The following is a 14,947-nucleotide window of genomic DNA, read 5'->3' on the forward strand; positions in this document are numbered from 1 at the left end:
CTCGGGGGAAGTGCTCATAAAGCAAAAAAAAGTGATCCATAACTCAGGGAAAGTGATCATAACCCCAGATATCCACCCATAAACATCGCCACAAGCTCGAAATCCTTCATCCACAAGCTTGTTTTACATGCTACAATTGACTATAGAGAATACGCTGCTAGTTCTATTCAGCAGCTTGCGGAAAGAAGAATGTGTATGATGACGTTAAAAAAGTGGAGATGGACCTTTTTCATCGTGGGACAAATGTTCCTCTCATTAGGGATTGCGATGACCATCAAAGGACAACTGCTAGGCATTGGGCCGTGGGATGTCCTACATGTCGGTCTTTATCAAAATATCGGGTTGTCCATTGGGACTTGGAGCATCATCACAGGATTGCTCATCGTCCTCATTACAGCAGTAGCGCAAAAGAAATGGCCGAAATACGGCACCTGGCTCAATATGCTTATGCTCGGTACTTTCATTGATCTGTTCAACTGGCTATTGCCCGACGTGACGTCCATTGCAGCTCAAGTTGTGTTTTTTGTAACAGGCGTTGTCATCATGTCGTACGGCATCGGGCTATATGTATCTCCAAATATGGGGGCAGGTCCGCGAGACAGCCTAATGTTACTGATTGTGCACAAATTTAATATTAGTGTAAAGATTGTAAGGACCTCTATTGAAGTCATTGTGGCACTACTCGGATGGGCACTCGGAGGACCAGTTGGCATTGGAACCGTGCTCATCGCATTACTGATTGGACAATTCGTCCATTACGCGATGCCACAATGTCAGCGACTTTTACTTAAAGTAGCCAAACAAGAAAATAGTCAAGTTCTATTATAAAGAAGAGCACAGTCATTCGTGGCTGTGCTTTTTTTCGTCGTCATTTCATAAGATATTCTGAAGAGCATCCGAAAGGGAGTGTCACGATGAACGGAAAGTTAACAGAATCGATGGGAACAGCCTATACAGGAGGGGGACTGTCTCATAAGTACGAGCACCTTATCCAACAAGCTACGACGACAGTGTTCATTAAATCACCACCTACATTTGCGCTATCTAGCATCTTGAATGAGCTCGCAGTCTATTATGTAAAAAGAGGGTACGATGTTGACCGATTCAGGAGTCCCTTGCATATCGAGAAAACAGACGGGATTTATGTGAAAGGACCAGAACTTTTTTATATCGCGGCTTCTTACCCGGTTCCACTTGAACCCACAGATCTTGGTGGGAAACACCGCGTTGTAAGCTTTTATGATGTCTATGATGAAACCAAACTACGCACAAATAATCCCCAAATTGCTGGGCATCTTGAAGAGGCAGCCACTTATTTGGAAAAAGCTCTCACTGCACTAACTGAAGCGAAAGCCATCCACGATGAATGGGAAAACGTCAACATCCGTCGTATGGATTGGAAAGCGCACGAGGCTAAAATCCAGTCGCTTACAAGAGAATTATTTGGCTCATTGGATTTACGAAAAGATTCCGCAGTTTCACACCGTATTATCGGATCGTTGTCATCAAAAGGAGCACATGACTTCATCCCATCTATCACTAAATCTCTAAAGCGAAGAATTTTAATCAAAGCCCTCCCAGGAGCCGGCAAGTCCACGATGATGAAAACACTTGGAGAGGAAGCGGAAAAACGGGGGATTGATGTTTTATATGGTTGGTGTGGGTTAGATACAGGAAGTATTGACCTTGTCCAGTTCCCTGAGCTGTCCGTTTGTCTATTTGACGCAACAGAGCCTCACGTGTATGACGCAGAACGAGAGGGCGATGAAATCTTAGACCTCGTCGCGATGTGCGCCCCTAGTGAAAAAGCTGAGCAAGAAATCGATGAAATTCGTACCCGCTACAAAGAAACCATTGCGAATGCGGCAGGGTATATGCAGTCCTATGCGCGGCTAACAAGTCTTATTGATGCAGGAATGGACAGTGCACTTGATCAGAAAGCATTCCATGGAAAAGCAGAAATGCTGACAGAACTCCTCACCCCATAACGCACTTCGGTTATGGAGAAAGGCACAAATATGCTACACTAAGAGCATCATGTGTCTGAAAGGAAGATTAGTTTGTCTAACATATTAAACGCATTTCTAGACGAGAACTTGCAAGAACTTCGAGATCAGGGACTTTACAACGAAATTGAACCAGTGGAAGGTCCGAATGGTCCAATCATTAAAATCAAAGGCAACGATCTCATTAACTTATCATCGAATAACTACTTAGGTCTTGCGACAGATGAAGACTTGAAAAAACTTAATATTGCAGCTGTGAATAAATACGGTGTCGGTGCGGGAGCCGTGCGTACCATCAATGGTACGCTCGATATCCATATTGAACTTGAGAAAAAGCTTGCTGAGTTCAAAGGAACGGAAGCGGCAATCTCCTTCCAATCTGGATTCAACTGCAACATGGCGGCGATTTCTGCAGTCATGAACAAAAATGATGCGATTTTATCGGATGAATTGAACCACGCATCCATCATCGACGGTTGCCGCTTATCTGGTGCTAAAATTATCCGTGTGAAGCACCAAGACATGGACGATCTACGTGCGAAAGCAAAAGAAGCGACAGAGTCCGGTTTATACGGAAAAGTCATGTACATTACAGATGGTGTCTTCTCGATGGATGGGGATATCGCAAACCTTCCAGGCGCTGTTGAAGTTGCGAAAGAATTCGACCTCATCACATATGTAGACGATGCTCACGGTTCAGGTGTAACTGGTAAAGGGAAAGGAACTGTGAAGCATTTCGGACTTGAAAAAGAAATCGATATGCAAATGGGAACTCTTTCAAAAGCAGTCGGCGTTGTGGGCGGTTATGTAGCCGGCACACAAAAACTAATAGACTGGTTGAAAGTTCGTTCACGTCCATTCTTATTCTCAACAGCAGTTCCACCAGGTGACGTTGCAGCAATTATGGGGGCGCTTGATAAAATCAGTGCATCCACTGAACTTCACGACAAGCTGTGGGAGAACGGAGACTATTTGAAAGCGGGCTTGAAAAAACTTGGCTTCAATATCGGAAATTCTGAAACTCCAATCACACCTTGTATCATTGGAGAAGAAAAACTAACACAGCAATTCTCAAAACGACTTGCTGAAGAAGGCGTCTATGCAAAATCGATCGTATTCCCGACCGTACCAAAAGGGACAGGCCGCGTACGCAACATGCCAACCGCTGCCCACACGAAAGAGATGCTCGACGACGCACTTAAGATATATGAAAAAGTCGGCAAAGAGCTCGGCGTGATTCAATAATATGTGAAAGCTCGCCTTGTGCGATCTTATTTGAAAATCAAAAGCAGTCTGGAGGGTTTTATCCTCTCCAGACTGCTTTTATGTTGTTAGGCTTTCGACAGGTGTTGCAATCTCTTCATGGTAAACAGTCGTCAATTTCCCATTAGCAAGTTCAATGGCATAATGAGTGTACTCTTCGACCCACACGAACACAATAAGTCCTTTGCGACCGTCACGTAGCTCTACATAAGTCTCTTCTTCGTAAATCCTGACCATCCCTCTTATTGGATAATAGGGGGTACTTGATCCTGACGTTGGAAAAGAGAAACCAATACATAATGCTGAACCCCGCGGGCATGGGAGGTTGAGAGCTCCACTTCTCTCTGGTAGGCGGTTTGGTCGCCAGACTGTTTGGAGATACTAGCTTGAAGAGCGTGTTTCATCCATTGCTTTTTAATGGCAGTTTGTAGGGCCTGAGCACTTTCTATATTTCCTTCCATCAACAAGGCATTTGCCGTGTAGTAGTTCACATAATCTGCTGTAGGTAAGTGAATGGAAAGACGGTGCAGCGCCTCCACATCTTGTTGCCAAACAGCAAGATTCGCAGCATAGACCGCTTGGATTTTAGATTGTTTATGAGTTTGTAAAATGGTTTCAATCGTTTCAATGATTGTATCATCCGTTTCATGGGCAATAGCATATGCATAAGCGAAAAGGGTATTGGAGCGATTCTTGGTCAAAAATTTATCGATTTTGTCCATATCCTTCGATCCATAAATGATATAAATCGGCCATCCCAATGTAATCGACAAATACACCACCATAACAATGACGAATACTGCCCAAAAAGGGATATTCGCAAATAACAGTATAACGGTGAGGATAACGCCACCACCAAACAGCAAAAGCCACCGGGCAACTCCTCGGATAAGAAATGGATTATCTTTCAAGCTATACACCCTCCAGTTACCAACATTATACCATACAATTCCGACAATTGAAGGAAACGTTATTCAGAGAATTGTATTTTCCAGCAGAACAGTTTATAATCAGTTTCAGTTATTGAAACTGGATATTTTATTTGATAAACACGAACTGTCCTCTCCAAAAAGACAAACATTCATAGGGGGAATACACGATGAAAAAAATTATGGTGACCGGAGCACTCGGTCAAATCGGTTCAGAGCTAATTACCAAATTGCGAGCGGAATATGGTATCGACAATGTGTTGGCTACAGACATTCGCGAGCCACAAACAGAAATGGATGGACCTTTCGCAATTCTTGACGTAACTGAGGGTGAAAAAATGACCCAAATTGCAAAGGAATTCGGAGCAGACACGCTCATGCACATGGCGGCATTGCTTTCCGCAAAAGCGGAAGAGAACCCGATGCTCGCATGGAACCTGAACATGGGAGGACTCGTGAATGCGCTGGAGACAGCACGTGAACTGGATCTTCAGTTCTTCACACCAAGTTCTATCGGCTCATTTGGACCATCGACTCCAAAAGAAAACACACCACAAGATACATTCCAGCGTCCAACAACGATGTATGGAGTGAACAAAGTGTCTGGTGAATTGCTATGTGATTATTATTATCAAAAGTTCGGCGTCGATACACGTGGTGTTCGATTCCCTGGACTCATTTCATACGTTGCGCAACCAGGTGGCGGCACAACTGATTATGCAGTAGATATTTTCTATAAAGCGGTAGAAGAAGGGAAGTATACATCATTCATCGCCGAAGGTACGTACATGGATATGATGTATATGCCAGATGCGTTGCAAGCGATTGTGGACTTAATGGAAACCGATGCAGCTAACTTGAAACATCGTAACGCTTTCAACGTAACTGCGATGAGCTTCGAGCCATCCGAGTTGGCAGCCGCTATCCAAAAGCACATCCCAACATTCGAAATCAGCTATGATGTCGATCCAGTTCGCCAATCAATTGCTGATAGCTGGCCGAACTCTCTTGACATTTCTGTCGCAGAATCTGAGTGGGGCTTCAAATCTACTTATGATCTTGATGCGATGGTAGTAGATATGCTAGAGAAGATTCGTGAAAAAGTGAATTCTTGATAAAATGAACCCCCTCGCACTGTTAAATACAGGTGCGAAGGGGTTTTTGCATGGAAGATAAGGAGCATATGCTCATAAATTAAGAAAAGTGATCATAACCAAAGGGAAGAGCCCATAAATCAAGAAAAGTGATCATAACCAAGGAGAAGAGCTCATAAATCAAGAAAAGTGATCATAACCAAGGAGAAGAGCTCATAATTAACGAAAAGTGCTCATAAGCGAGGGGAAATGCTCATAAATCAAGAAAAGTGATCATAATCAAAGGGAAGTGATCATAAAACGAGAAAAGTGATCATAACCAAGGGGAAGAGCTCATAAATCAAGAAAAGTGATCATAACCAAGGCGAAATGCTCATAAATCAAGAAAAGTGATCATAACCAAGGAGAAGAGCTCATAAATCAAAAAAAGTGATCATAACCAAAGGGAAGTGATCATTAAACGAGAAAAGTGATCATAAATCCACCCCCAGCCACCAAACGTCCGCAGAAGCGAAACTCTATTCACCTACCACACAATCTCGCGACCAGCCAAGCACTTCCTAAAACAAAAATCACCCCTATGCAGCTAACTAGCTGCATAGGGGTGATTCTAATTTCTATTAAAATAACAAGTGGGCAACGCCCGCCACGATTGGCAGCGCGATGATTGTACGAAGTAAGAAAATCACAATCAAATCCCAGATATTGACGGGAATCTTAGTTCCTAGAATTAATCCCCCGACTTCAGACAAGTAGATTAGCTGAACGACAGAGACGGTCGCCACTGTGAAAAGGGTAATCGGATCAGAAATCATACCGTCTGCAAGAAGAGCAGGCAAGAACATATCTGTAATCCCGACAACCATAAGTGAACCGGCTTCAGCTGCTTCAGGAATATGAAGCAGATTTAAATATGGAACAAATGGCTTCCCAAGAATCGTAAATAGACTTGTATACTCTGCAAGCATCGTGGCAATCGTACCGAATGCCATAACGATTGGTGCTACTCCAATCCACATATCGAGAACGTTCCGGAAGCCTTCGCCAACCATTTTACCAGGAGAACGATTTTTGTCCGCAGTCGCGAGTGCATTTTCAAGTCCATGAGAGATGACATTGTATCCTTCAGGTAGACTTTCTTCTGTTCCTGTCTGTGGTGAACCGTCGATGAATTCATCTGGTTTCTTAGAAAGTGGATATATTCTAGGCATAATGAGACCAAGAACGAGACCTACAAATGCCACCGTTGCGTAAAACGGGACGAAGTAGTTTTCAAGACCAACAGTCTTAATGATAACAAGCGAGAATGTAATTGAAACAATAGAGAATGTCGTTGCAATAACGGCTGCTTCTCGTTTCGTATAATGACCATCTTCGTATTGCTTACTCGTCAACAAGACACCGATTGTCCCGTCTCCCACCCAAGACGTAAGTGCATCAATGGAGGATCGGCCAGGAAGTTTGAACAACGGACGCATGACTTTCACCATCATCGTTCCGAAAAACTCCAGCAAACCAAAATTCAATAGTAACGGTAGGAACAATCCTGCAAATAGGAAAATGGTGTATAAGAACGAAACGAGTCCATCAGGTGATAGTAACATGCCGCCCGTATTTTCACTCCAGATCGCTTCAGGACCGAGTTTGTAGGTCACCATTACAGCGAAAACAGCACCGACTACGCGCGTCAGTGTCCAGAACGGTGTCACTTTGAACAACGTTTGTGCGAAAGTCGGCTTCGAATCTTCGTCTTTAGGAATAAATAAGAAGATTACTGAACCAACTGCCGAGACGATAATGAGCACCATCGCTGTGAACGGCATTGTAGGTTCCACAAGACCAGAGAGTTTATCAGCAAGAAACGCAATCGGTACTTGCCAGCTATCCCCAATCTTAAGTGGGACCATGAACAGCACAACCCCGATGATAGATGGAACTAAAAACAATAACCAATTGGATAAAGACGCTTTTTTCATGAATGAGCTCCTTCGTAGATAGTAATGCATACTATGTATATTTATTCATGATAATGAATGAATACCGAAAAGTAAACAAGAAATTTTCTCCAAAGCCCTATATGTATACCCGGATTCACTAGCTGGAAAACTAGTGAACCGAGAACTACCGCATTTGAAAACGGTTTCCTTACTTAAAAGGTATATGTGTAGAAATGTTCTGTCTTTAACCATCTTAACGCATCAGCATCTTCCGCGTCTAGACGTTTTTGCATATCTTCCATCATCCATACAGTTTGGGAAGCGTGCGCATTCATCGCTCCGAGCTTTTTCTCGGTCACTCCAGATACATCATGATGTACGTCTGGATGTCCGATGACCTCTACTGTTTTATTGTCAAACGCAATCGTGTACAACTTAGGACGCTCGGATTCTGACATTCTACGGATCGCTTCGACAACTGCGCGTCCTGTAGCATCATGGTCAGGGTGTACAGACAATCCTGGATAGAACGAAATGATCAGTGAAGGATTCAATTCTTCTATCAAGTCAGCAACGAGCTTCACCATTTTTTCATCGTCCTCAAACTCTACCGTTTTGTCGCGAAGTCCCATCATACGTAAATCCGTTAGTCCCATAGCGTCCGCGGATGCTTGGAGCTCTTTTTTGCGGATCATTGGTAACGTTTCGCGGTTGGCGAATGGGGGATTCCCAAGATTTCGTCCCATTTCACCGAGTGTTAGACAAGCATATGTCACAGGGACGCCCATTTCGATATAAGTTGCAATTGTTCCCGAAACACCGAAGGCTTCATCATCCGGGTGTGGGAAAATGACTAATACATGACGTTCTTTTTCCATCTCAATTGGTCCTCCTTTTATTAATACGTAAACGGAGTTTCGCTAATTTCGAAGGCTACGGCCAATTTTCCATCTGGTCCTAGGCCCGCCATTAGCAGACGTCCGTGTTCATCTAATTCATAGTGTGTAATTCCTTGCGCGTAAATCCACCCTGAAGGTAGTTTCAACCCGATACGGTGAGGGGAGTCGCCCGCCACTTTTCCAAGTTCATAATTCACGACGATATTGCGGATAAACGCACCTGCGTTAAAGAATCCTTCTTGAAAATGCGCAGCATAAGAGCCGTTTGTCGTCTCCAAATGAATGTAGACATCTTTGCCCGCAAAGGAATCGATCAAGCTCTGTAGCTGATCTCGTTGTACAAGTTCCACATGTCTTCCTCCTCTGGCTGTTTTTTTACTCTGCCTTCAATTATATCCGGTAAGCGAAGCAATTGCGATTATGCCGTTTCAGCAACAAAAAAGCACTGAAGGACAAGTCCCAACAGTGCTTGAGAATTTTAAACTTCAGTTGTCGTAATTTCAGGTCCGTCAAAACGGTTTTTAGCACCATGCATGACAGGCCCTACATATTCGTTCAACTTCCAGCCGTTTGAGATAGCAGCAGCAACGAACGCTTTTGCCTCGATCACTGCATCCTTAATTTCTTTGCCATTTGCTAAGTTCGCAGTAATCGCAGCTGCGAATGTACATCCAGCACCATGGTTATAGTGAGTATCCGTTTTTTCAGATTGCAATAAAAGATGGGTTTTCCCATCATAGAACAAGTCTGCTGCTTTATCGTGCTGCAGCTGCTTGCCACCTTTTATGACGACATTGCGTGCGCCAAGAGAATGGATCTTCTCAGCTGTCGCTTTCATCTGCTCGATTGTGCTAGGCGTTTTCATACCTGCAAGCTGTCCAGCTTCAAACAAGTTAGGCGTTACGATTTCAGCACGTGGAAGCAAGTATTCGATCATTGCGTCGACAGTTCCAGGGTTCAGGACTTCATCTTCCCCCTTACAAACCATAACGGGGTCAATCACGACGTGTGTTAGCTCGGATTCAGCAATTGCTTCACCAGCAGTTTGAATGACTTCTTCTGTGCTCAACATGCCTGTTTTAATGGCATCGATGCCAGTGGAAAGTGCAGTTTTGATTTGTGATTTAATCACATCGATTGGAAGGGAGTAGACATTGTGGCTCCAATGCTTGTCCGGATCCATTGTGACGACAACTGTCAATGCAGTCATGCCATATGTACCAAGTTCTTGGAAGGTTTTAAGGTCTGCCTGTATGCCGGCACCGCCGGAAGTATCTGATCCTGCAATTGTCAAAGTCTTTTTCAACGTCATTATAGAGGACTCCTTTACGAATAGGGTATACTTAAGTGTACTCAATCGGAAAAGCGAATACAAATTGCGCGAATTATGCGCGTGCTAGCTTGAGAAGGATGAATCCAAGTCCCCCTCCTGCTACTAGACAGATTGCACTTCCTATATAATGGCCACCTTGTGCGAGACCGATAGTTAGCGCAATGAGAAACAACATAGCAATGCCGAAGATGCCATAAAAGAAAAACATGCCTGCACTTTTTGAGGACTCAGAATACGATTCTCCATCTTTTGCGGCTTCTGCAATACGCTTCACTTTTTCACGGATCGGAACGTTAGACAAAGCAATCCCTCCTTCGCGCCATCATACCACGGGGGAATGCTTGTCTGCACGGGAAATTTCCTGCAAACTGTACGTACTGATTAAGGCTGTATTTTATCAATTATAAAGAAAGACCAATAGCTAGAGTCGCTGTTGAAAAGGAGGACTGACATGAAAAACGATAACAACTCGAATGATGAGCGAAAACTGGAAGAAATCGAGAAATTGCTGAAAGAGTTAAAAGCATCGGACAAAGAAAGTGCAGTTACAGTGGAAGAAGCCTTCGCACGCCCGAAAAAGAAGCGCAGAAGTCTATGGCACATTCTCACGCTATTCTTCTCGCTATGGCGCAAGTCGTTTCTCATTATCGCGTTAATCGTGATACTACTTATTGCTTCACTACCGTTTATCGCTTTCTATTTATTGAAACAAGGAAGCACATACACCGAACAAAAAACAAGTTTCTTAGAGCAAATCCAAGACTTGAACGAAATGGCAACTGCGGAAGCCTATACAAAAGTCATTATTGAGCGTCAAGATAACCAGATATTTGGACAAAGTATCGGACTCAATTTGCCTGGTACGAAACGCCAACTGCTCGTTGTGATTCCAGGCGCTATCAAAGCCGGCGTGGATTTATCAACAGTGAGCAAGAAAGACATGGATATCAATGAGGCCAATAAAACCGCAACACTCACATTGCCGAAACCGGAATTCCTTGGAGGCGCTGAAATTTTCTTCGACCAAGTTGAAGTGTACTCATTTGAAGGAGTATTCCGAGAGAAAGCCGATATCACAGAAGCTTACGACCTTGCGGAAGAAGCAAAGAAAATGATTCGCGAAGAGAGCGCTGGACAAGGCGTGTTGGAAACTGCTGAGAAAAACGCGGAACAGACGCTACGTGAAATGTTTTCACTTGCGGGGTATGACGTGACGATTCAGTTTGAGGAGTGAGTGAATTGAAACCACAATTCGGAAGTCAATGGGATGCAGTGCTTCAAGATACATTTGAAGCCTCATTCTATGCACAGTTGCGTGAGTTTTTGAAGAAGGAATATGCAGAGCACAACGTCTATCCCGAAATGGATAATATATGGAATGCATTTAGACACACCCCATTTGAATCGGTTAAGGTGGTTATTCTAGGGCAGGATCCGTATCATGGTAAAGGACAAGCGCACGGCTTAAGCTTCTCGGTACAACCTGGTGTCAAAACACCGCCAAGTTTGCGCAACATATTTAAAGAGCTTGCTAGTGATATTGGTTGTTCTATTCCAGAATCGGGATCGTTGCTAGGATGGGCGGAGCAAGGCGTGCTTTTGATGAACACCGTGTTGACTGTTCGCGAGGGAGAAGCGCATTCTCATCGTAAGAAAGGATGGGAGACGTTCACAGACGAAGTGATTCGGAAGCTGTCTGACCGCAACGAGCCGATTGTTTTTATTCTCTGGGGGCGTCCTGCGCAAGAGAAAAAGAGACTCATCGATTTGACAAAGCATGTTACCATTGAGTCAGTGCATCCAAGTCCACTCAGTGCGAATCGAGGATTCCTCGGGTCGCGTCCGTTTTCGAAAACGAACGAACAGCTCGCTTCCTGGGGAGAAACCGAGATTGATTGGTGCAAGACAGAGCAGTAATAAATGAGTTGAATGCTAACGAAGGGAAGTGGCCGTTGTTATGGCTGTGAATTGTTTTCAATGCTGTCATTTCTACGTCACGTGGGATCCAAAGCATCCCCGTGGTTGCAAAGCGTATGGATTTAAAACGCGCGAGCTTCCTTCTGCAGTTGTTCTGCGTTCCTCAGGAATGGAATGCATGAAGTTTGAACCTAAGAAAGGAAGCGGTGGCGCATGATTTCAACAAACCGTGTTCTAGAAGAATTACAACGGCAACTGACAAATGCGAAAACGACATCTGATGAAGCGGCGATGCGCGAATCGATTGCAGCGATGCAGTCGCTATGTGGTTTAATACTCGGAGAGAAGACAGCGCAGTTGCCATCCTCTGAAGGCGGGTTGAAGTTTTTGTCGGGGACTAATGCAGTTACAGGAGCTTCTCCAACTGGAATGTCGCCCATTAAAAAGACAATCACCGCTCCAGTGCAATCTAGCCTGGAAGGCAAAGTGTTAGAGGAAGAAGATGCAAATGGCGGTTCGCTGTTTGACTTTTGATGTAAATTACTCGGAAAGAGGGAAGATAATATGCCATTTTTCATTATCGCAGGTGCTGTAAACGGTGCAATTTCTGTTGCGCTCGGAGCTTTTGGCGCACACGCCTTAGCTGGTAAATTATCAGCACATTACTTAGATGTCTGGGAGAAAGCCGTTCACTATCAAATGTTTCATGCAATCGCATTACTCGCAATCGGAATTTTGATGAGCCCTGCACTTTTCGGTTCATCGACTGCATTATCGTGGGCAGGATATCTCCTGTTAGCTGGAATTATTATTTTCTCCGGTAGCCTGTATGTATTGAGCTTATCTGGAATCGGCATCCTTGGTGCAATTACGCCAATTGGTGGCGTTGCATTCATCGCAGGCTGGATTATGCTAATTGTAGCAGCTTCTAAGTTTGGAAATTAATGAAATGAAAACACCTGCATCCTCTCGAATTGAGGGATGCAGGTGTTTTTTACGGACGCTGAGGGAAGTAATTGAGCTCTTCGTTGAATTCCGCATAATCAAAGTAAATCATTGGGAAGAGGAACCGTTTTCCAGTCCCTTGTTCAGATAGAATCACATGATCACGACCAGCCGCTTCCACCATACCGGTGACAGCTTTTACGTTCGTACCAGCTTCCATTGCATTTTCGAATGAAAAGTGGAACGTTCCAACCTTTCCTCGGTTTAGTCGTAAAATATTCTCGATGTATGATTCTTCACGAAATGCGCCCGCTGGCGGACGTCCGCTCGGAATGGTGACTTGCGGTGGTACGTTTTGTTGCTGTTGCGGTTGTTGTGGATACTGATATTGCGGTTGCTGATAGTTAGGTGTCCATTGATATTGAACCATGTCATCATCCTCTCTTAGTTAAACGGTTGGGCAATCTTGTACGGTTGGCGAGAAGAAACAGTGTGATTTGTATCGGCCCGTGTTGTATTGACCGTACCATTGTTCGGGGCAATCTCCTGAGGGCATGAAAAACCAGAGAGACCGTTCTGCAGGCGAGAACCGTTCTCCATTGACCACACGCCGTGCCAATTTGCGATCTACCTCACGGGCGCGTTGATAAAAGTAACTTTTCGTCGTTGCTTCAAAGCCACCCGGACGTTGGAATACCATATCCTCTAGGTCGCGAATATCTGTGAAATCCAGGCAGTCAGCAAGAACTCGATTCACACCAACATTCCCGACCATCAACATTCCAAGCTGACCTTCGCCCTCTGCTTCCGCACGCATCAACCGCGCCAGCAAATCAATTTGCTTATCCGTCGTCTTAATCACCGCCACACGACAACCCCCTCACAGGTATCCTATGAACGGAGTTGCGGAAACATACCAAGCATTACGAAGTACTCGCAATTTGTTGAGCAGATCATAAGATTTGGGGGAGTGCTCATAAAGCGTGGGGAGTGATCATAAACATTGGGGAGTGCTCATAAAGCGTGGGGAGTGATCATAAGCTCTGGAAAGTGCTCATAAAGCGTGAGAAGTGATCATAAAAATTGGAAAGTGCTCATAAAGCGTGGAAAGAGATCATAAACATTGGGAAGTGCTCATAAAGTGTGGAAAGAGATCATAAAATATGGGGAAGTGCTCATAAAGCGTGGGGAGTGATCATAAACTCTGGGGAAGTGCTCATAAACTTTGCAGAATTGCTCATAATTCACTAGAAATATTCAAAAAAAATTATCCATTCTCAGAAATTGACCCTATTCCATACGACATTACTAAAAATGAGCGAAGCGCCAACAAATCAAGCCCTTACAATGGTTCAAGCGCTACACCTTGGAAGAAGGAGTGCTTTGAAGTGAAGAAAAGGGCCACTAAACTTCAAGTTTAACCCTCAAGAACAGCGCAAAATGCTAACTTGGCAAAAGCTATTCCAATCCGTCTGGGAACAAGTTACACTCAATGAAATAGAAAGGAAGGATGACCATGCTCTATAAACAAAGAAAAAAACCGAAGCAGTTAGAGGGACTTCAATCACTCGCAAGCAGATTATCTTCCACGCACGAAAAATACCGATTTATAGTGGATGAATTATACAAAGTGCGTGCCGGATATGGAGGAGAGCAAGAATACGACCGCTGCATGAAAGAAGTCCATACAGATTTTCCCTATGCAATCTTACATGACCTCAGTCTTCAGCAAAATGGTGTGCAATTTCAAATCGATTCTTTATTTATTGCACCCGATCGAATCATTATTACTGAAGTCAAAAATATTGCAGATAAAATAATAGTCAAAGCGAATCCGACACAATTTTTAAAAGAATCGCAAACTGGTGGTCGCGCTGTATTTAGAAATCCAATTGCAGAAGTCGAGCGCAAGATTCATTTTCTACGTAGTTGGTTGAACGCAAAGGACATTCATCTACCCGTAACTGGACTCATCACGTTTGCACACAACAACGAAATCCTCATCGAAGAGCCACCAACTATGCCGATCCTACCGAATTACGAAGCGCCTGCTTTTTTTAGAGAATTACCTCTCGAGTCCTCCATACTATCCAAACAAGATATCCAAAAACTTGCGCACACATTCCTAACACATCACCAAGACTACGATCCATTCCCACTAACTGTGAGGTATGGAATTCATCCTACAGAATTGAATAATGGGGTTCTTTGTCGTAATTGTCCGAATGAACAAGTGGTCGTGCGTGAAGGAAACGTATGGAGCTGTCCACTTTGTGGGCATAAAAGTAGAGCACCTTATGAACATGCAATTCAGGAGTATTTCATGCTCGTTGGAAAGTCGTTGACCAATCGTGAGTATTGTGGATTTACAGGTTTGACGTGTCGCCATACAGCAAAACGCCTACTGTCCAGCTCGCTACTTCATAAAGTTGGAGCCCGTAAAGCAACCACGTATACACTCGCCAAGTAAAATCAAGATTGATTGCCTGCGCTTCGCCTTGCGAAGCGTTTTTTGTTGGGTTTTCGATGGAATAAGGAATTTGTAAGAAGAAAACTGTGTGTATGCCATGGTTGAAACTTTTGGGAGGGGGAGAATTAGAGGCGTGCTCATAAATCGCGAAAAG

18 protein-coding genes are annotated in these 14,947 nt (G+C 44.0%); 9 read left to right on the forward strand and 9 right to left on the reverse strand.

From position 1 onward, the window contains the following. The first annotated feature begins 195 nt into the window (after window positions 1–195). The 3 genes from N693_RS0114380 (at window position 196) to N693_RS0114390 (ending at window position 3,251) form a co-directional block, all read left to right on the forward strand. A complete protein-coding gene (locus tag N693_RS0114380) occupies window positions 196–828 on the forward strand; it encodes a YitT family protein (protein WP_025785526.1) in 633 nt (210 codons plus the stop codon). Between the two features lie 86 nt (window positions 829–914). Beyond that, window positions 915–1,988 (forward strand): hypothetical protein, encoded by a 1,074-nt coding sequence (locus N693_RS0114385; protein ID WP_025785527.1) that lies wholly within the window; start codon window positions 915–917, stop codon window positions 1,986–1,988. A gap of 72 nt (window positions 1,989–2,060) precedes the next feature. Then, entirely contained in the window at window positions 2,061–3,251 is a 1,191-nt protein-coding gene (locus tag N693_RS0114390; RefSeq protein ID WP_025785528.1) for a glycine C-acetyltransferase, read from the forward strand. A 78-nt stretch (window positions 3,252–3,329) separates the two neighbouring features. Here N693_RS0114390 and N693_RS20275 read toward each other — a convergent pair whose 3' ends face one another. Both N693_RS20275 and N693_RS0114400 read right to left on the reverse strand, forming a co-directional pair. Then, a complete protein-coding gene (locus N693_RS20275; protein WP_156028931.1) occupies window positions 3,330–3,506 on the reverse strand; it encodes a hypothetical protein in 177 nt (58 codons plus the stop codon). Between the two features lie 5 nt (window positions 3,507–3,511). Next, on the reverse strand, window positions 3,512–4,180 hold the full coding sequence (locus N693_RS0114400) for a hypothetical protein (RefSeq protein ID WP_025785529.1): 669 nt from the start codon (window positions 4,178–4,180) through the stop codon (window positions 3,512–3,514). Window positions 4,181–4,368: 188 nt separating this feature from the next. Here N693_RS0114400 and N693_RS0114405 point away from each other — a divergent pair, with 188 nt between their 5' ends. Then, entirely contained in the window at window positions 4,369–5,313 is a 945-nt protein-coding gene (locus tag N693_RS0114405) for an L-threonine 3-dehydrogenase (RefSeq protein ID WP_025785530.1), read from the forward strand. A 599-nt stretch (window positions 5,314–5,912) separates the two neighbouring features. On the opposite strand, the gene N693_RS0114410 is transcribed toward N693_RS0114405, so the two are convergent. The 5 genes from N693_RS0114410 to N693_RS0114430 form a co-directional block, all read right to left on the reverse strand. Next, on the reverse strand, window positions 5,913–7,268 hold the full coding sequence (locus N693_RS0114410) for a YjiH family protein (protein WP_025785531.1): 1,356 nt from the start codon (window positions 7,266–7,268) through the stop codon (window positions 5,913–5,915). 173 nt (window positions 7,269–7,441) lie between these two features. Further along, complete coding sequence (gene bshB2, locus N693_RS0114415; protein WP_025785532.1) at window positions 7,442–8,107, reverse strand: bacillithiol biosynthesis deacetylase BshB2; 666 nt, start codon at window positions 8,105–8,107, stop codon at window positions 7,442–7,444. Window positions 8,108–8,127: 20 nt separating this feature from the next. Further along, the gene (locus N693_RS0114420; RefSeq protein WP_025785533.1) at window positions 8,128–8,478 is read right to left on the reverse strand and encodes a YojF family protein; all 351 of its coding nucleotides are present in this window, start codon (window positions 8,476–8,478) and stop codon (window positions 8,128–8,130) included. 128 nt (window positions 8,479–8,606) lie between these two features. After that, window positions 8,607–9,440, reverse strand: a complete 834-nt coding sequence (gene thiD / locus N693_RS0114425; RefSeq protein ID WP_025785534.1) for a bifunctional hydroxymethylpyrimidine kinase/phosphomethylpyrimidine kinase — start codon at window positions 9,438–9,440, stop codon at window positions 8,607–8,609. 73 nt (window positions 9,441–9,513) lie between these two features. Continuing rightward, the gene (locus N693_RS0114430; RefSeq protein ID WP_025785535.1) at window positions 9,514–9,762 is read right to left on the reverse strand and encodes a hypothetical protein; all 249 of its coding nucleotides are present in this window, start codon (window positions 9,760–9,762) and stop codon (window positions 9,514–9,516) included. A gap of 150 nt (window positions 9,763–9,912) precedes the next feature. Here N693_RS0114430 and N693_RS0114435 point away from each other — a divergent pair, with 150 nt between their 5' ends. The 4 genes from N693_RS0114435 (at window position 9,913) to N693_RS0114455 (ending at window position 12,323) form a co-directional block, all read left to right on the forward strand. Further along, window positions 9,913–10,695, forward strand: coding sequence for a DUF4230 domain-containing protein (locus N693_RS0114435; protein ID WP_025785536.1), 783 nt, complete (start codon window positions 9,913–9,915; stop codon window positions 10,693–10,695). A 5-nt stretch (window positions 10,696–10,700) separates the two neighbouring features. Then, a complete protein-coding gene (locus N693_RS0114440; protein ID WP_025785537.1) occupies window positions 10,701–11,378 on the forward strand; it encodes a uracil-DNA glycosylase in 678 nt (225 codons plus the stop codon). A gap of 213 nt (window positions 11,379–11,591) precedes the next feature. Further along, window positions 11,592–11,912 (forward strand): YwdI family protein, encoded by a 321-nt coding sequence (locus N693_RS0114450; protein ID WP_025785539.1) that lies wholly within the window; start codon window positions 11,592–11,594, stop codon window positions 11,910–11,912. 30 nt (window positions 11,913–11,942) lie between these two features. Then, window positions 11,943–12,323 (forward strand): DUF423 domain-containing protein, encoded by a 381-nt coding sequence (locus N693_RS0114455; protein WP_025785540.1) that lies wholly within the window; start codon window positions 11,943–11,945, stop codon window positions 12,321–12,323. 49 nt (window positions 12,324–12,372) lie between these two features. Here the strand turns inward: N693_RS0114455 and gerQ are convergent, their stop codons facing one another. Together gerQ and N693_RS0114465 are read right to left on the reverse strand one after the other, a co-directional pair. Further along, window positions 12,373–12,753, reverse strand: coding sequence for a spore coat protein GerQ (gene gerQ / locus N693_RS0114460; RefSeq protein WP_025785541.1), 381 nt, complete (start codon window positions 12,751–12,753; stop codon window positions 12,373–12,375). Between the two features lie 18 nt (window positions 12,754–12,771). Continuing rightward, window positions 12,772–13,191, reverse strand: a complete 420-nt coding sequence (locus tag N693_RS0114465; RefSeq protein ID WP_025785542.1) for a cell wall hydrolase — start codon at window positions 13,189–13,191, stop codon at window positions 12,772–12,774. Between the two features lie 648 nt (window positions 13,192–13,839). Between N693_RS0114465 and N693_RS0114470 the strand changes: the two genes are divergently transcribed. After that, window positions 13,840–14,793 (forward strand): nuclease-related domain-containing protein, encoded by a 954-nt coding sequence (locus tag N693_RS0114470; RefSeq protein WP_025785543.1) that lies wholly within the window; start codon window positions 13,840–13,842, stop codon window positions 14,791–14,793. Window positions 14,794–14,947: the final 154 nt, after the last annotated feature.

Source organism: Sporosarcina sp. D27, from assembly GCF_000586555.1.
Taxonomy (GTDB): Bacteria; Bacillota; Bacilli; order Bacillales_A; family Planococcaceae; genus Sporosarcina.